The 17,508-nt window shown below is 73.2% G+C and carries 13 protein-coding genes; 5 read left to right on the top strand and 8 right to left on the bottom strand.

What is annotated here, in order from left to right:
* Positions 1-73: 73 nt before the first annotated feature.
* Positions 74-850, bottom strand: coding sequence for a helix-turn-helix transcriptional regulator (locus JSX79_RS05475; RefSeq protein ID WP_083403142.1), 777 nt, complete (start codon positions 848-850; stop codon positions 74-76).
* Between the two features lie 54 nt (positions 851-904).
* On the opposite strand from JSX79_RS05475, the gene JSX79_RS05470 reads away from it, so the two are divergent.
* Positions 905-2,152, top strand: coding sequence for an MFS transporter (locus JSX79_RS05470; RefSeq protein ID WP_229085393.1), 1,248 nt, complete (start codon positions 905-907; stop codon positions 2,150-2,152).
* A gap of 153 nt (positions 2,153-2,305) precedes the next feature.
* On the opposite strand, the gene JSX79_RS05465 is transcribed toward JSX79_RS05470, so the two are convergent.
* From JSX79_RS05465 to JSX79_RS05450, 4 genes are all read right to left on the bottom strand, one after another.
* A complete protein-coding gene (locus tag JSX79_RS05465) occupies positions 2,306-2,863 on the bottom strand; it encodes a low molecular weight phosphatase family protein (protein ID WP_229085392.1) in 558 nt (185 codons plus the stop codon).
* Positions 2,864-2,865: 2 nt separating this feature from the next.
* Positions 2,866-4,164 (bottom strand): adenylosuccinate synthase, encoded by a 1,299-nt coding sequence (locus JSX79_RS05460; RefSeq protein WP_070417034.1) that lies wholly within the window; start codon positions 4,162-4,164, stop codon positions 2,866-2,868.
* Positions 4,165-4,382: 218 nt separating this feature from the next.
* Positions 4,383-4,553 carry a hypothetical protein gene (locus JSX79_RS05455; RefSeq protein ID WP_156794772.1) on the bottom strand — a complete coding sequence of 57 codons (171 nt, stop codon included), beginning with the start codon at positions 4,551-4,553 and terminating at the stop codon, positions 4,383-4,385.
* 108 nt (positions 4,554-4,661) lie between these two features.
* Positions 4,662-8,333 carry a S8 family serine peptidase gene (locus JSX79_RS05450; RefSeq protein WP_229085391.1) on the bottom strand — a complete coding sequence of 1,224 codons (3,672 nt, stop codon included), beginning with the start codon at positions 8,331-8,333 and terminating at the stop codon, positions 4,662-4,664.
* 161 nt (positions 8,334-8,494) lie between these two features.
* On the opposite strand from JSX79_RS05450, the gene JSX79_RS05445 reads away from it, so the two are divergent.
* Genes JSX79_RS05445 through JSX79_RS05435 form a run of 3 tightly spaced genes read left to right on the top strand, consistent with a single transcriptional unit; the run spans position 8,495 to position 11,918 of the window.
* Positions 8,495-9,157, top strand: coding sequence for a TetR/AcrR family transcriptional regulator (locus JSX79_RS05445; protein ID WP_083403140.1), 663 nt, complete (start codon positions 8,495-8,497; stop codon positions 9,155-9,157).
* Positions 9,154-9,852, top strand: a complete 699-nt coding sequence (locus JSX79_RS05440; protein ID WP_070417037.1) for a hypothetical protein — start codon at positions 9,154-9,156, stop codon at positions 9,850-9,852. The genes JSX79_RS05445 and JSX79_RS05440 overlap by 4 nt, the downstream gene beginning before the upstream one ends.
* Positions 9,849-11,918: a YhgE/Pip family protein gene (locus tag JSX79_RS05435; RefSeq protein ID WP_229085390.1), complete on the top strand. Its 2,070-nt coding sequence runs from the start codon at positions 9,849-9,851 to the stop codon at positions 11,916-11,918. Before JSX79_RS05440 ends, JSX79_RS05435 begins: the two co-directional genes overlap by 4 nt.
* Positions 11,919-12,000: 82 nt before the next feature.
* Here the strand turns inward: JSX79_RS05435 and JSX79_RS05430 are convergent, their stop codons facing one another.
* Positions 12,001-12,804: an NAD(P)-dependent oxidoreductase gene (locus tag JSX79_RS05430; protein ID WP_071303473.1), complete on the bottom strand. Its 804-nt coding sequence runs from the start codon at positions 12,802-12,804 to the stop codon at positions 12,001-12,003.
* A gap of 10 nt (positions 12,805-12,814) precedes the next feature.
* Positions 12,815-13,711, bottom strand: coding sequence for a hypothetical protein (locus tag JSX79_RS05425; RefSeq protein ID WP_071303472.1), 897 nt, complete (start codon positions 13,709-13,711; stop codon positions 12,815-12,817).
* 228 nt (positions 13,712-13,939) lie between these two features.
* Here JSX79_RS05425 and JSX79_RS05420 point away from each other — a divergent pair, with 228 nt between their 5' ends.
* The gene (locus JSX79_RS05420) at positions 13,940-14,938 is read left to right on the top strand and encodes a LacI family DNA-binding transcriptional regulator (RefSeq protein ID WP_229085389.1); all 999 of its coding nucleotides are present in this window, start codon (positions 13,940-13,942) and stop codon (positions 14,936-14,938) included.
* A 107-nt stretch (positions 14,939-15,045) separates the two neighbouring features.
* Here JSX79_RS05420 and JSX79_RS18620 read toward each other — a convergent pair whose 3' ends face one another.
* Positions 15,046-17,499, bottom strand: coding sequence for a LuxR C-terminal-related transcriptional regulator (locus JSX79_RS18620; RefSeq protein ID WP_229085388.1), 2,454 nt, complete (start codon positions 17,497-17,499; stop codon positions 15,046-15,048).
* Between the last annotated feature and the right edge of the window lie 9 nt (positions 17,500-17,508).

Raw genomic sequence — 17,508 nt, 5'->3', positions numbered from 1 at the left:
TCGGGCGTCGCACTTCCGGGGTACAGGGGACAGATCGGGGTACTCGTTCTCCGGCCAATCCGCTGGAGGACCGTCAGGCGCTCGTTCGGCCGGCAGCCCGGCGGTACGTCCCCGGTGTCATCCCGGCCAGCGGCGTGAACTGCTCGATGAACTGGCTCGTCGTCGCCCATCCGCAGGCCGCCGCGACGTCGGTGACGCTGTGTCCTCCCGCGAGCAGCACGAGCGCACGGTGCACCCGGAGCTGCAGGCGCCACTGCCGGTACCCCGTGCCCGTCTCCTGCCGGAACAGCCGGGTCAGCGTCCGTTCCCCGAGCCCCGCCCAGGCCGCGAGCTCGGCGAGCGACAGCGGGGTCGACAGGTCGCGCTCGACCCGTCGCACCACCCGGCGCAGCCGGGGGTCGCGCGGCTCCGGCAGGTGCAGCGGCTGCTCCGGCGCGGACGCGACCTCGTCGACGACGACCGCACGGAGGTGGGACCTGGCCGTCTCGGAGCGCGGCGCCGGTGTCGTGAGGGCGAGCAGCGCCTCCCGTGCGAGCGGTGAGACGGACAGGACCGCAGGGCCGGACGGGAGGCGCGCGGCGGCCTCCGCGGACAGGTACACGATCCGCATGTCGGTCACCCCGTGGGCCCGGTGCCGGTGCTCGGCACCGGCCGGCACCCACGCGACCCGGTTCGACGGCGCGATCCACGCACCGTCGGCGGTGATGAGGGACAGCACGCCCGTCGCCGCGTGCACGAGGTGACCGAGCGGGTGCGCGTGGGGCGGGACCGTCTCGGCGTGCTCGAAGCGGTACGCCGCCTCGGTGCGGTCGTCGACGATCCGCTCGTGGGCGTGGCTGGAAACCGACATCGAGCGGCAGCATACGTGTTCCGGGCCGGTCCCGCCGGATGGTGGGATCGATGCATGACCACCGCTTCCACCACCGTGCCCGACACGAGGCCCCGCCGGCGACTCCTGGCCGCCTGGTACGTCGGCGCCGGACTCCTGCTCGTCGCGCTGAACCTGCGGATGGGCGTGGCGTCGGTGGGTCCGGTCCTCGGTGCCGTCGAGCGCTCCCTGCACCTCGGGCCGTCGGCGGCGAGCCTGCTCACCACCATCCCGGTGTTCGCGTTCGGGGCGTTCGCGTTCCTGACGCCGCTGCTGACCCGGCGGATCGGGCTGCACCGGCTGCTCGGCCTGACCATGGCCGTGCTCGCGGTCGGCATCGCGCTGCGGATCGAGCCCCACGGCTGGGCGCTCTACGGCGGCACCGTGCTGGCCGGCGCCGCGATCGCGGTGGCGAACGTCCTCATGCCCGCGGCGATCAAGAGCGACTTCGCGCACCGGGTCGGGCTGATGATGGGGCTGTACTCGACGGCGTTGTTCCTCAGTGCCGCGATCGCCTCGGCGGCCGTCGTCCCGCTCGCGGCCGCGTTCGGGTCGTGGCGACCGGCGCTGGCGTTCTGGGCGGTGCCGGCGGTCGTCGCGTTCCTCGTCTGGTTGCCGCGGGCGCTGCGGAACCCGGGGCACACCGGGCGCTCGCGGACGGTGGACGACGCTCCGGTCGAGGCCGCCGACGAGCCGACGTTCGCCCGCCTGTTCCGCGACCCCGTGGCGATCGCGGTGACCGGGTTCATGGGGTTGCAGAGCCTGTCGTACTACGCGTTCCTCACCTGGGTGCCGACGGTGCTGCAGGACGCCGGGGTGACCGCGCACGAGGCCGGCCTGATGCTCGCGTACTCGAGCCTGCCCGGGATCGTCACCGGGGTGACCGGGCCCGCGATCGCGCGGCGACTGCGACCGACGTGGGTGCCGGTCGTCGTCGTGGTGGTGGTCTGCGCGGTGGGGTTCGTCGGCCTGCTCGTGGCTCCGGCCGCCGGGGCGTGGCTGTGGATGACGTTGCTCGGGCTCGGGCAGGGCGGCGCGATCAGCCTCTCGTTGAGCTACATCGTGTGGCGGTCGCCCGATGCCCGGCACACCGCACACGTGTCGACGATGGCGCAGGGGACGGGGTACCTGCTCGCGGGGCTCGGACCGCTCGGGATCGGGTTGCTGCACACGGCGACCGGGGGCTGGACGGTGCCGGTCGTGGTGCTGCTGGCGCTGCTGGGGGTACAGCTCGTGGCCGGCGTCGCCGCGAGTCGCGAGCGGCAGGTGCTGGCGCGGCGCTGAGCGGCGGGCGGCCGGGGCGCAGGGCGCCCGCGCGTCAGCGCCCGGCGCGCAGTGTGCCCGCGTGTCAGCGCACGGTGCGCAGGTGCCCGCGCGTCAGCGCCCGGCGCACAGTGTGCCCGCGCGTCAGCGCCCGGCGCACAGTGTGCCCGCGCGTCAGCGCACGGCGCGCAGCGCGTCCGCGACCACCACGAGCGCCGCGGCGATCTCGTCTGCCACCCGCTCGTGCGTCGCCGTCGACCGGCGGTACGGGTCATCGACGTCGTCGCCCGTCGGGTCCGCGAGCGGCGGCACGGTCCCCCGCAGCCGGGCGACGAGTTCGACGAGCTCCTCGGGCGTGGACACGCCGCCGAGCTCGGCCGGTTCGAGCCCGTCGAGCACCCGGGCGAACTGCTTGACCGTGAACGCGCGCTTCGCCGTCCGGGGCGCGAGCGAGACCACGGCCGCACGGTGCGAGCGCTCGGCGGTGAGCACGAGGTCCGCCGACCCCGCGATCGCCGCGGTGAGGTACCGCGCACGGTGCCCGTCGGGCGACCCGCCGAGTCGCACGGACTGCGCTGCGGCGGCATCGTCCATCGGAGCGCCGTCCTGCGCGATGGTGCCGGCGGACTCGACCACGAACGCGGGTGCGTCCGGGCCGAGTCGCGCCGTGAGGACCTGTGCGCCGAGCGGCGAACGGCAGATGTTGCCGCTGCAGACGAACAGGACGCGCATCGTCAGGCTGCGGTGTCGCCGAGCAGGTCGTGCCGCACGACGATGGCGTCACGCCCGGGGCCGACACCGATCGCGGAGATCCGCGCCCCGGACATCGCCTCGACCGCGAGCACGTAGTCCTGCGCGTTCTTCGGCAGGTCCTCGAACGAGCGGGCACCCGTGATGTCCTCGGTCCAGCCGGGGAACTCCTCGTAGACGGGCTTGGCGTGGTGGAAGTCCGACTGGTTGACCGGGACCTCGTCCACGCGGACGCCGTCGACCTCGTACGCCACGCAGACGGGGATCGTCGACAGCCCGGTGAGGACGTCGAGCTTCGTGAGCACGAAGTCCGTCACGCCGTTGACGCGCGCCGTGTAGCGGGCGATCGGGGCGTCGTACCAGCCGCAGCGGCGCGGGCGACCCGTGGTGGTGCCGAACTCGAAGCCGTTCGCCCGGAGGAACTCCCCCGACTCGTCGAACAGCTCGGTCGGGAACGGACCGGCGCCGACGCGGGTCGTGTACGCCTTGACGATGCCGATGATGCGCTCGAGCTTGCCCGGGCCGATGCCCGAACCGGTCGCCGCGCCACCCGCCGTCGCCGACGAGGAGGTCACGAACGGGTAGGTGCCGTGGTCGACGTCGAGCATGGTGGCCTGGCCGGCCTCGAACAGGACGGTCTCGCCACGCTCGAGCGCACGGTGGATCTCGAGCCCGGTGTCGGCGACCATCGGACGCAGGCGGTCCGCGAAGGACAGCAGCGACTCGACGACCTCGTCGGCGTCGATCGCGCGCCGGTTGAAGACCTTCACCAGCAGGTGGTTCTTCTGGTCGAGGGCCGCTTCGACCTTCTGGCGCAGGATGTTCTCGTCGAAGATGTCCTGGATGCGGATGCCGACGCGGTTGATCTTGTCGGCGTAGGTCGGGCCGATGCCGCGACCGGTGGTGCCGATCTGGCGCTTGCCGAGGAACCGCTCGGTCACCTTGTCGATCGTGCGGTGGTAGTGCGTGATGACGTGGGCGTTCGCCGACACGAGCAGCTTCGAGGTGTCGACGCCGCGGGCCTTCAGCGCGTCGAGCTCCTGGAAGAGGACCTCGAGGTCGACGACCACGCCGTTGCCGATGACGGGCGTGACGCCCGGTGTGAGGATCCCCGAGGGCAGCAGGTGCAGGGCGTACTTCTCGCCGCCGACGACGACCGTGTGCCCGGCGTTGTTGCCGCCGTTGAACTTCACGACGTAGTCGATGCGGGACCCGAGGAGGTCGGTGGCCTTCCCCTTGCCCTCGTCGCCCCACTGGGCTCCGATGATCACTGCAGCGGGCATCTGGTTCTCCTCACGTTGGCGGAGGACCTCACACGACCAGTCGGGCCGGTGGTCCACCCGAGTCTATCGGACGGCCACCGGCACGCTACCTGCCGGTCGCCCGGTGCGGCCGTCGCAGCGCCCGCCGTCGGACCGACGGACGGTACCGGAGACGGACTGGAGGCGCGGTGCCAGCCGGCACCGCGCCTCCAGTCCCCGAGCGGGTCGCGCCCGCGCGCTCAGCTGCGGAAGAAGTCCTGGTACGACGGGTCGCCCACCGGGGCCGAGTGGCCCGGCTCGGCGAGGCGTTCCTCGATCATCGACTGGATGACGTCCGGCGGGGTGAGCCCACGGCGACGCCACTCCATCGGGTTGGCCCGGAGCTGCTTCAGGGTGGTCTGCGTCTGCATGCTGCAACCCTCCCACCGGATAACTAGTTTGTCTAACTACATGTCCTCTTGACGCACTGCGGGCCCCGCCGCTGGGGTGCGACGGGGCCCGAGTGGTGGTGTCGGTGCCTAGCGGCGAGCGACCTTGGCGGTCGACTTCGAGGTCGACGTGCCGTCCTGGTAGCCCTTCGCCGTCGCGACGACCTTCACCGAGAAGGTGTGGCCGGCGTCGGACGTGCCGAGCTTGTAGGACGAGCTCGTCGCGCTCTTCACCGCCTTGCCGTCACGGAGCCACTGGTACGAGTACGTGACGCCCGAGCCGTTCCACGTACCGTGGTTCGCCTTGAGCTTCGTGCCGACCGTCGGCTTGCCGCTGATGGAGACCGCACTGCCCTTGACGAGCGTCAGTGCCGGGGCCACCCAGGTCGCCGCGGCGCTCTGGGCCTGGCTGCCGACCGCGTTGCCGAGGTGTAGCAGCAGGATCCGGGCGCTGGCCACACCGGCGCCGCGGGTGACCTGGAGCGTGCCCTTGTCGGCGAACAGCGTGCCGCCCTGGCCACCCTGCGCGAACGTGAGCGTCGGCTTGGCGAGGTTGAACTTCGCCGTCGAGGTCACGTCGACCACCGAGGACCCGCTGGTGGCCGCACCCGGCGCGTACGCCGACTCGGTCTCCACCCGGTACGAGATGGTCTTGCCCGCGGCACCGATCGCCGAGGCCGTCACCGGCAGCACCTTGACGGCACTGTCGAACGTGTTGACGTCCTGGCCGGGGGCACCGCCGTTGAGCGGGAAGGCGTCGACCACCGGGTCGATGTCGGGGTCGTCGACGGCCTGCGCAGCCTTGGCGAGGTCGATCGTCGTGACGAGCGTCGCGTCGACCACGGACGACTTCGCGTCGTAGACGAGGTAGTCGTCCTTGCCGTCGCCGTTCGTGTCGATGAACACCTCGACGTTGGTCACGGCGCCCGGGTTGGCGTCGGGACCGGCCGTCTGCACACCGAACGCGAGGGTGTCCGACGCCTTGTCGTAGCTGACGCCGTAGGCACGGACGTCAGCGGCCTTGAGCGACTGCGACGCCGAACCCGTCGGGAACGACTCCACGCCGTCCGTCCCGCCGAGCACGAACGGTGCGACCGCGGCGTGGTAGCCCGAGGTCAGGCCGCCCTGGTCGACCGTGCGGCCGCTCAGCGCGAGGTTCGCGGTCTTCTGGGACCCGGTGAAGGACACACCCGAACCGCGCACGGCGCTGACCGGCTTCGGCGCGACGTACGTGCCGAGGCGCAGCGGGTCGAGCGTCTTGTCGGTCGGGGTGAAGGTCACGAGACCGGTCGCGGCGGTGACGAACTCCCGCTGGTAGCCCTGCTGCACCGACTCCTGGGTGGGGTCGATGACGCGGCGGAGCTGCGTCGGGTCGGCGACCGTGAAGGTCAGGTCCACGACGGCACCGCGACCGGGGCCGACGGTGACGCGCTTCGTGCTGAGCGAGAACGCGACACCCGGCTGGGACACCTGCGGCTGGTAGGCCACGTCGTAGGTGTGGGCCGTGGAGTCGGTGTTCTCGATGAGGAGCGACCGGGTCTCGCTGGTCTTGCCCGCGACCTCGACGACACCGAACGAGGCGGTCACGAGCTGACCGTTCTCGACGCTCTTCACGGTGGTGTCGGCGGTGACGGCCTGCAGGGCGTCGACGCGGCCGGTGCCCTGGCGCAGCAGGGTCGCCGTGCCGGAGCCGTCCTTGACGTCGTGCGTGGCCGTGTTCATGAGCGCGGCCTTGACGTCCGGGGCCGACCAGGTCGGGTGCGACTCGAACGTCAGCGCGGCGATGCCCGCCACGTCCGGCGTCGCCATCGACGTGCCGCTCATCGACATGCGGTCGTCACCGGTGCCGTTGGCCGCGGAGATCACGTTGACCCCGGGGCCGGCGATGTCCGGCTTGACGATGTCACCGAACGAACCGTGGACACCGCGGCTGGTGAACGACGCGAGCGTGTTCACGGCCTCGGGGTCGGTGGCGAGTTCGAAGCCCTTGAGCTCGTCGGCGAACTTCACGTGCAGGGTCCCGGCCTTGGCAGAGGCCAGGAGGCTCGTCACGCTGTCCTTGGTCAGCTCGGCACCCGGGATGGTCGCGTTCCCCGCGATGCCCGAGCTGAAGGTGTTGATCGTGCCCGCGAGGAGCACGCCGACGCCGCCGGCGGCCTGGACGTTGTTGAACCGGACCCCGGACCCGCACTCGAGCGCGGCGTCGGTCCACTTGAGCCAGACGACCTTGCCTGCGACGGCCGCGGCGTCCGCACCCGTGAAGGGCGTGCAGCCGTCGACGTTCGTGGTCGGGACGACGACGTCGCCCTCGACCGGCAGCGTGCCCTGGAAGTTCTGTGAGTACTGCGCGCGGTAGGTCTTCGCGACGGCGGACGGGGCGGTCACCTGGACACCGTCGTAGAGCGACTGGCCGGTGGCGCTGGCGGCGACCGTCAGGGCACCCTCGGCGTTCCCGGGCGAGCCACCGATGTCGGTGAAGTCGTCGGCGTTGCCCGAGGCGATCACGGGCAGGACACCGCGGGCGGTGAGCGCGTCGATCTTCGCGTTGTCGGGGTCGTCCGGTGCGCCGTAGTCGGAACCGAGCGACAGGTTGAGGACGTTGATGTCCTTGCCCTCGGTCAGCGACTGGCCGACCCAGTCGAGCGCGGCACCGGTGAGGTCGGTCGAGCCGCCGCCGTCGCCGAACACCTTGAGGGCGTAGAGGCCGGCCTCGGGCGCGGTGCCCGGACCGATCCACATGTCCTGCACCTGCTGCGTGGTGAGCTTGGTGTAGTCGCCGTCGAAGGTCTGCTTGTCGGCGTCGAGGCCGTAGCCGGCGATCGTGCCGGACACGTGCGTGCCGTGGTCGCCGCCCTTGCCGTCGATCGGGTTGTCGTCCGGCGCGGGCACCGGCTGGTAGGTGTCGGGGTCGGTCGGGTCCGCGTTGTAGGTCGGCCCGGCGAAGTCGTACCCGCCGAGGAACTTCTGCGGGTCGTACGAGCCCTGAGCAGGCGCACTCGTCGAGGCGAGGGCAGCGTCGTAGGCGGCCGTGGTGCCGGGGCCACCGAAGTCCGCCTGGGTGTAGTCGAGGCCGGTGTCCAGCACGGCGACGTTGACGCCCTTGCCGGTGTGGCCGGTCTGCTGCCACGCGTTGAGCGCCCGCGTGTAGACGTCGCTCGCCGCGTTCTTCGGGCTGACGCCGTCCGCGCCCGGCTTCACGAGGCTCGGGTCGACGCCGGACGGGGCCGCCGAGGCGTCCTCGTTGACCGTCGGCTCGACGACCTTCTTCGGCGTGAGCGGGATGATGCTCGCGACGTCGGAGCGCGCCGCGACCTTCCGGAGCGCCTCGACGTCGGCGACGACGGCGATGCCCGGGACGGTGTACTCGGTCGAGTAGAGCTCGGTGGCGTCCGCGTCGGACTGCTTGACGGCAGCGCGGACCGCGTCGACGGTCGAGCCGATCGCCTTGACGCGCTGCTTCGCGGCCGAGGACTGCGTCTTCGACTTCGTCAGGTCGCCGCCCTTGGCCTTCGCGTCGACCTCGAGGGCGCCCTGGCCGGTCGTGCGCACGAACGCCGCGATCGTCTTCTGGGGCTTCGCGTCACGCAGCGGCTGCGCGATCTTCAGGTCGGCGGGCGAGAGGCCGGACGGGGCCGCGGAGGCCGCCCCACCGACGGCGAGCCCACCGCACGCGAGGGCCGCGGCGGCGATGCCGGCGGTCAGCACGCGTGCGATGCGATGCGGGTTCGGGTTCGGGTTGTCGTTCGGTGTTGCACGGTTCAAAAGGCGCACTCCTGGCTCCGTCCGTGTTCTTCATGGAATTGCTGTGAAGTTATGCGCTTGCTCTCAGGGAGCGCAGTCGGCACTTTGGGGGACCACCCCCGGTCGGGGGTGCTGGAACTGATAACTTGCACACGTGTGTGCACGTTATTACGATGGGGTGCGTGACCACTCCTGACCAGCCCGCACGCGCTCCCCGCCGGGACGCGACGGAGAACCGGGCTGCCCTGATCGAGGCGGCGAAGACCGCACTGCAGGCGGACCCGGACGTCTCGCTCGAGACGATCGCGTCCGCCGCGGGACTCTCCCGGCGTGCGGTCTACGGACACTTCCCCTCCCGTGACGACCTCGTGCGCGAGGTCGTCACCGCCGGGGCCGCTCGTGTCGCCGGTGCGATGCCGACCGCGGCGGACCTCGGCGCACTCCCACCGGCCGCTCGGCTCGCCGCCATCGCGGTGACGCTGTGGTCCGAGGTGTCCCACGTCCGGTCGATGGCCCGGGTCGCGATCCGCAGCCCGTTCAGCGAGTCCGTGGCCGCGGTGTTCGCTCCCCTGCGCGCCCAGGTCCGCGACGCGTGCGCCCTCGGGATCGCCGACGGCACCATGCGCGACGACGTCGACCCCGCGACGCTCGGCCGGCTCGTCGAGGGCGCCTGCATCGCCGTGCTCGACGAGGCCACGCGCTCCGGCACCTCGGACGACGACGGACGCCGCATGGTCGTCCTCTCGGCGCTCGGGATGGCCGGCATCGACTGGCGCACCGCTTCGCTCTCCGAGCCGGCCGCCTCCACCACCACGAAGGTCTCCACAGAGAAGGACCGCGCATGACGCTCGAACTCGACCACGTCGGCATCGGCGACGAGCCCGGTGCCGCGCTGCCCGTCGTCTCCGCCGTCGCCGCCCCCGGCCGCCCCGGTGTCGTCGCCGTCGAGACGGAGCAGGCACCCGTGCTCGCCTCGCTCGTCGCCGGCGGGCGCATGCGGCCCGAGACCGGTCGCGTGCTGCTCGACGGGCACGACGACGCCGCGGCGGTCCGGAGGACGTTCGCCCTCGTGGACACGCCGGGCATCGCTGAGCCCTTCCCCGTGATGAGCCTCAAGCGCATCGTGCGCGAGGAGCTCGCCTTCGCCGGACAGCGGCCCTCCCGCGAGCACGTCGACACCGTGCTCGACGAGCTCGGGCTGCGGGACTACGCCGACACGCACGTGCAGCGGGTCCCGACCGACGTGCGGGTCCGGCTCCTCGTCGAACTCGCCCTGCTGCGGGACGGGGTGACCGGGCTCGTCATCACCTCGCCCGAACGGCACGGCGGCGCCGTGGAGGGGTGGTTCGCGGTCGTCCGCGACGTCGCCCGCCGCGGCGTGACCGTCGTGCTCGTGACCTCCAAGGCCGCAGCCGCGACCGTCGAACACCTGCTCGACACCATCCAGACCGAGGACCCCGAGGACGTGGCCCGACCTGACGGAGACGACCCGCGCCTCCAGTCCGACACCGACCACCTGCCCACGGAGGCGACCGCGTGACCACCACCTCGCTCGTCCGCGCCGAACTGGCGCGACTCACCGCGACCCCGCTCGCACGACTCGCGTTCATCGCGCTCATGGTCGTGCCGCTGCTGTACGGCGGCGCCTACCTCTGGGCGAACCGCGACCCGTACGCGAAGCTCGACCAGGTCCCCGCCGCCATCGTCGACCAGGACGCCGGGGCGACGCTCGACGGCGACCACGTCGACTACGGCAAGGACGTCACGAAGGAGGCCATCGACGGCGCCGACTTCAAGTGGACGAAGACGACCGCGGCCGACGCGCGCTCCGGCGTCCGGAACGGCACGTACGACTTCGTCGTGACGATCCCGCACGACTTCTCGGAGTCCCTCGTCTCCGCACAGTCCGACGACCCGAAGCGTGCCGAGCTCGTGATGACGACGGCGGACACGAACTCGTACCTCGCCTCGACCATCGCGGAGCAGGCGGGCAAGACGATGCGCACCGCCGTCGCCGAGCGGGTCGGGAAGCAGGCGGCGAAGACCCTGCTCGTGGGCCTCGCCGACGTGCGCGACAGCCTGGGCGACGCGGTCGACGGCGCGGGGCAGCTCGCCTCCGGTGCGAGGTCCGCTGCGTCGGGCGCGGCCACGCTCGCGGACGGCACCGGCAAGCTCGCTTCCGGGGCGGCGACGCTCGCGGACGGGACCGCCGCGTTGCCGTCGCAGACCGCTGCGCTCGACCAGGGCGCCCAGCAGGTCGCCTCCGGGGCGGCGACGCTGTCCTCGGGGCTGCAGACGGCCAAGCAGCAGACCGCGTCGCTGCCGGCGCAGACCGCGCAGCTGAACGAGGGCGCACAGCAGGTCGCCGCCGGCAACAAGGCACTGGCCGACCAGACCGATCCGGCGCTCGACGCGCTGAACGGCCTCTCCCCCGACACCGTGACGGCGGCGATCACGAAGGCCGCCGCGGACCGTGGAGTGGAACTGACGCCGGAGGTGCAGGCGGTCATCACCTCCACCGTCGAGGCGCAGCTCGGTGACGACAAGACGAAGGCTGATCTCGCGAAGGCCAAGGCCGCGCTCGAGGGCGTCGACCAGCTGCGCGACGGGTCCGCCCAGGTCGCGGCCGGCACCTCCGCCCTGGCGACGGCGGCCCCCACCCTGGCCAGCGGGGTCTCCTCCGCTGCGGACGGTGCCGCGCAGTTGGCGTCCGGCTCGTCGCAGGTGGCCTCTGGCACCTCGCAGCTCGCGTCGGCCGCGCCCACGCTGTCGTCCGGTGCGGCTTCCTTGGCGTCCGGAGCGGCCTCGGCCGACGACGGCGCGAAGTCGTTGGCGTCCGGGCTGACGAAGCTGCAGAGCGGCTCGTCCGAGCTCGCCTCGAAGCTCCACGAGGGCCGCACGAAGATCCCGGCGTCGAACGCCTCGCAGCGTGAGGACCAGGCGTCGGTGATCTCGGACCCGGTCAAGGTCGGGGACGACAACGTCGCGGCGGCGGACAACTACGGGGCCGGTCTCGCGCCGTTCTTCATCTCCCTCGCGGCCTGGATCGGCATGTACGCGCTGTTCCTCATCCTCAAGCCGATCTCGAAGCGGGCGATCACCGCGGTGCGGAAGCCCCTCGCGGTGGTGTTCGGCGGATGGCTGACGCCGGCGCTGCTCGGACTCGTGCAGATGGTGGCGCTCTTCTTCATCGTCCGGTTCGCCCTCGACCTGAACGTCGTGCACGCCGGGGCGACGATCGGGGTCATGGTGCTGGCATCGGCGACGTTCGCGGCGATCATCATGGCGCTGAACGTGCTGCTCGGCTCGGTGGGGCAGTTCCTCGGCCTGGTGCTCATGCTCGTGCAGCTCGTCACCGCCGGCGGGACGTTCCCGTGGCAGACGCTGCCGGGGCCGTTGGCGGCGCTGCACTTCGCGCTGCCGATGACGTACTCGGTCGACGCGATCCGGCAGACGATGTACGGCGGGGACCTCGGTGCGGCGTGGTCGGACGCGGGCGTGCTCGCGTGCTGGCTGCTCGGGGCGCTCCTGGTGTCGTTCGTCGTGACGGCGCGGCAGACGCGGTCGCGGACGCTGCGCGACCTGCGCCCGAGCCTGATCGGGTAGCGGGGGCGCGGGCGCGCGCCCCGCCGCGCCGCTTCGTGAGCAGAAATGGTCGGGTGACCTCAGGGAACCCGACCGTTTCTGCTCACGAAGTGCTTCGCCCGAGCGGCAGCTCGACCATGTCGCCGCCGAGGTAGCGGAGGTCCTCGGCGGGCAGGGCCGCACGGGCGTCGGGGTCCAGCACGCCCGAGGCGTCGTCGACCGGCACGAAGCCGATCCGCTCCCCTGCGGTGAGGTCGGCCGGGGACCCGGTGTTCCGGGACAGCGCCCACACGACGTGGTGCCCCGGGCCCCGGAGCGCGATGGTCGCCAGCACCAACCGCACCAGGTCGTCCGGCGAGCTCCACATCAGGAGCGCACGACCGGACGACGGCTGCTCGCCGAACGCCCCGATGCGTGCCGAGACGATCGACATCCCGAATCGGTCAGCGAAGAGACTGCCGAGGAGTTCCATCCCGGCCTTCGTCACGCCGTAGTACGTGTCCGGACGGGGCAGCCGGTCCCCGGGCACGCTCCCCGGTTCGTCGAGCGGCTCGGGCACTCGGCCGACGGCGTGGATCGAGCTCGCCTGGACGACCCGGAGGACCCCGGCCGCGGCCGCTCGCTCGAGCACGTTCTTCGTCCCGGTGAGGTTCGCCGCGACGAGGTCGTCCCACGCGGCCTCGGTCGGGATGCCCGCCAGGTGGACGACGGTGTCGACGCCGATCAGCGCGTCGTCGAGGGCATCGGCGTCGTGCACCGACCCGGGCACGAAGCGCTCACCGCCGGTCGGTGGGTCGTCCGGCGTGCGCTCGTCGAACAGCACGAGGTCGTGACCGGCCGCGAGGAGTCGGGGCCGGATTGCAGCGCCGATGCGTCCTGCGGCCCCGGTGATGAGCAGCGTCGCCATTGCCCGGACGCTACCCCCGGCGTGTGAGCACCGACCGCAGGTGTCCGATGGCCTCGGCGAGGTACCGGGTGAGGTCCGAGCGCGACCACCGGACGACGACCCAGCCGAGGCGCTCGGCCTCGCGGTAGCGCCGGAGGTCGCTGGCCCACTGCGCGGCATCCGTGCGGTGGTGGTCGCCCTCGTACTCGATGAGGACGCGGTGCCGCGGGTAGGCCATGTCGACCCGACCGACGAAGGACCCTGCCTCGTCTCGGATCTCTACCTGTAGTTCCGGTTCGGGAAGGCCCGCGCGGATGATCGCGAGCCGCGCCCGCGTCTCCTGGGGCGAGCCGGCACCGACCCGGACCAGCTCGATCGCCGTCCGCAGCTTCCGGACGCCTGCTCGGGCTCCGGCCCGGACGAGTGCGGTCCGGAGGTCGTCGATCGTCGTGCGACACCGTGGCTCGGTCACGATCGCGTCGCCGAGCACGACGAGCTCGTCGGTCGTCAGCATCGCGCCGCAGTCGACCCACAGCGCTGCGGGAGTGCTCGCGGGCATGCCCCACCGCTCGGCGACGTCCGCTCGGTCGGGCGTGATCCGGTGTCCGACCACGCCCGTGCGACGCGGTTGGGCGGTCGGGATCGGACTCGTGACGTGCACCGGCGCCTCGTCGTCGACCGGGACGGGCAGCCCCCAGAGCACGGCGGCGGAGACGTGGCTGACGAACTGTCCGGGCAGCAGGACCGGCCGGAGGGCTCGGATCCGGTGCACGGCGTCGGGTGGGCGGTCGCGGGCCCACCGGATCGAACGGGTGGGCCGGACGAGGTCGCTCCGTCGGAGTCGCTGTCGGGAGACTCCTGCGCGGTCCGCGGCGTGGACGTCGAACGCGCGGTTGCGGAGCGCGGGCGGAAGCGGGCGTGGTCGCATGCGGTCACCCTCGCGCCCCGCGCTCCCGCACCGCCCGCGTACCGAAGCACTCGTGCACAACTCGCACCGCGCCTCCCGTGTGGAGGAGTGACCACGCGCAGATCGTGAGCAGAAGATGTCGGGTCGGCACCACGCACCCGACCATTTCTGCTCACGAAGCGGCCGCGCGCCCGGCGCGCCGCACGCGCGCCACCCCCGCTACCATCGACGGGAGAGCCACGGAGGTCGATGCAGATCATGGGAGCCGGCAAACCCGCGACCATCTACGACGTCGCCGCGCGCGCCGGGGTCTCGAAGTCCCTCGTGTCGCTCGTCCTGCAGCGCTCCCCGCGGGTGAGCCAGCAGCGGCGTGACGCGGTGCTCAAGGCGATCCAGGAGCTCGACTACCGCCCCTCCACGGCCGCGGTGTCGCTCGCGGGCACGCGCTCCCGGACGATCGGCGTCGTCCTCGACGACTTCCGGAACCAGTGGTTCGTCGACCTGCTGACCGGGCTGCGCGAGGCACTGCAGGACCAGGGCCACCGACTCGTCGTCGCCGACCGCTTCCTCAACACCGGGCTCGACGCCTCGCCGGTCGAGGGCTTCCTGTCCATGCGCGTCGAGGGCATCGTGATCGCCGGCGAGCCCGACACCGACCTCGCGATCCCCGCCTCGACCCCGCTCGTCATCGCCGGCGGCCGCGTCGCGATCCCCCGCGCGGACACCGTGGCGAACGACGACCGCGCGGGCGGGGCGATGGCCGCGGAGCACCTGCTCGCGCTCGGCCACACGCGCCTCGGGTTCGTCGGCGCCTCGTCGGCCGCGTCCGACGAACGACGCACGGGGTTCAGCGCCGGTGTCGACGGCCGCGCCGAGGTCGCGACGGTCGTGCTCCCGGGCGAGCCCACCGAGGAGGCGGGGTCGCGCGCCCTGGCGCAGCTCCTCGACGCGCACCCCGAGGTGACGGCGGTCTTCGCCGCGAACGACGTGATGGCGCTCGGCGCGCTGTCCGAGCTCGCCGAGCGTGGGCTGCGCGTCCCCGAGGACGTGTCGGTCATGGGCTACGACGACACCCCGCTCGCGGCGACGCGGTACGTGGGGCTCACGAGCATCGACGACCGCAGTGTCGAGATCGGGCGCGGCGCCGGCGAGCGACTCCTCGCGCGGATCGCCGACCCGACGTCGGCGGCGACCGAGGTCCTGGTCGAGCCCCGGTTGGTCGCGCGGCGCACCACCGCGGCGCGCTGACGCCTACGCCGACGCCGACGCTGACGCGCCGGACGACCAGCGCTCCACCGCGGCGCGCTGACGCCGACGCGCCGGACGACCACCGCACCACCGCGGCGCGCTGACGCCTACGCCCCGGACAACCCGAGCGACCGCCCCTGCTCCACGGCCTCGCGCCGCGTCGACACCCCGAGCTTCCGGTACACGCTCCGCACCTGGGTCTTCACGGTGTTCACCGACACGTGCAGCTCGGACGCGATCCCCGGCACGCTCAACGGCTCCCCGAGCAGCCCCAGGACGACCGACTCCCGCTCGGACAGCACCACGCCGACGTCCGGCCCCGGGAACACCGACCGCAGCCCGCTCAGCGACGCCCACAGCGCCCGCACCCGCTCGTCCCCCGACGCCTCGACCAGCTGCCGGACGTCGTCCCGCGGCGGCGTGAGCAGCTCCCCGCGGAGGCCGTGCCGGTCGAACAGGTCCATCGCCTCGTGGAAGGCCGCGACCGCGCCGAGCACGTCACCGGTCCGTCGGAGCGCCACGGCCCGCAGCAGCACGAGGAGCGCGGTCGTGCGGGCCTGGTAGACCCCGTGCACGGTGACGGCGTTGACGATGGCGAGTGCCCGGTCCGGCTCGGCCCGGGCGAGTGCGAGGCCCATGTGCTCGGCGGCGTTCCAGACCTGCACCGGCCCGAGCGCCCCGAGCGCGCGCTCGGCCTGCGACAGCTGTCCGGCGGCGAGTTGGAGCCGCACCCGGGCGAGGGCGAGCATCCGAGCGCCGACGCCCCCGGCGGTGCTGCGCTGCCGGTAGCGCTGCACCCCGGCGTCGTGCGCGGCGAGCTGGTCGGCCGGCGGGACCCGCCCGGCGACGGTGCTGGCACGGGCGCGGAGGGCGAGCACGATCGGCCAGTGCTCGAATGCGCCGAAGAGCGGGTCGACCCTGCGGAGGATCTGCTGCACCTCGTCCGGCTCGCCCTGCTCCAGCGCGACGATCGCCGTCGCGAGCGCGCCCGTGGGCACGTCGAGCGGTCGTCCGCCGTCGAGCAGCCGGCGCGCGACGTCCACCTCGCCGCCGAGGGCGTGCACGAGCGCCGTCAGCCCCTCGGCGGCCGCACGCTGCAGGTCGCCGTCGGCACCCTCGACGGGCTCGATGCGGGCGAGGGTGGCGAGTGCCCCCTCGCCGTCGCGGTCCGCCAGCTCGGTGGCCGCGATCTGCTGAAGGACGAACGGGAGGCGCGGTGCGAGTCGGTCGGCGGACGTCGCGTCGAGCGCGTCGAGCCGGGTCCGGGCCGTGGTCGCCGCCGCCACGGCGCCCACGTCGTCGCCGACGATCCGCCGGGCCTGTGCGTCGATCGCGGCGAGGAACACGGCGTCGGCGGGCGGGGCGGTGGGCAGGACGGCGGCCACCGCGGGGATGACGGCGGCGTTCACCCGGGAGGCTCGTGCGTGGTGCCGGTCGGCGGCCGACTCCGACCGGGCGATCGCGGCGAGCACGACGGGGTGCCGTGCCGCGCGCTTCGGACGGATCGGGTCGAGGAGCCGGGCGATCGCCGGGGCCCCGGGGCCGGTGATCCGTGTCCACGCGGCGGTGAGGACGTCGGAGAGCAGGTCGAGGTCGTCCAGCTGGACGGCCGCGTCGATGGCGGTGACGGTGTCGTCGTGGGTGATCGCCCACGCCGCGGCCCGACGGACGACCTCGCGGTGGCGCTCGGCGTCCGTCGCGGCACCGGCGGCCCGGAGTGCCCGGGCGATGCCGTCGAACCAGGTGAACCCGTCGTCGTCGAGCTGTCCGAGGCCGGCGTCCGCGGCTGCCCGGTGCACCGAGGCGAGGTCGACGTCTGCGTCCCCGCCGAGCTCGGCCAGGAACTCGTCCGGGGCGGACGGCACCACCGCGGCCCGTTCCCCGAAGGTCCGCAGCCACGGGTCCTGCACGGTCTCGCGGACCCACGCACCGGTCGCCGCCGTCGCCGCGTGGTCGAACCGTGCGGCGAGGTCGACGGGTGGCCGGTCCTCGTCGGCGACCGTGGCGGCGGCAGCGGCGAGCACGCCCGCGACACCGCCCACCTCGGCAGCGGTCCGGGCGACGAACGCGGGGGCGATCACGACACCGACCGCACGGCCGAGCAGGGCGGCGGTCTCGGCGGCGTCGAACGCGAGGTCCCCGGGGCCGATCACGGTGGCGTGCGTCTCGTCGGCGACGGCGTCGAGCACGGCCCCCGGCCGTCCGGCGAGGACGACGGGACGCTCCGCGCCGGCGGCGAGCAGGGCCCGTGTGCCGGCCGTCCCGAGCAGGTGGGCGTCGTCGACGAGGAGGGCGCGCCTCCCGGCCCGCTCGTCGTCGGCCACCTGCCGGAGCTGCCCCGTGGCGCCCGCGGCGTGCTCGACCGGCACCGACGTCCGGTCCGCCCAGTCGGCGACGAGCGTCGTCACGCCGGACCGCGGTGGGCCGGCGACGACGACCACCCCGCCGGCGCGGACGGCTCGCTCGATCGTCGACACCAGCCGCGCGCGGTGGAGGAGCGGCGTGGCGCGACGGACACCGCCCACCTGGGCGGTCGCGTGCGGGCGAGGGAGGGGCACCACCGGTGGACG

The organism is Curtobacterium sp. GD1, assembly GCF_020882855.1.
Classification (GTDB): domain Bacteria; phylum Actinomycetota; class Actinomycetes; order Actinomycetales; family Microbacteriaceae; genus Curtobacterium.
Note: the sequence above shows the minus strand (reverse complement) of the source record. Positions and strands in the feature narration are given on the sequence as shown.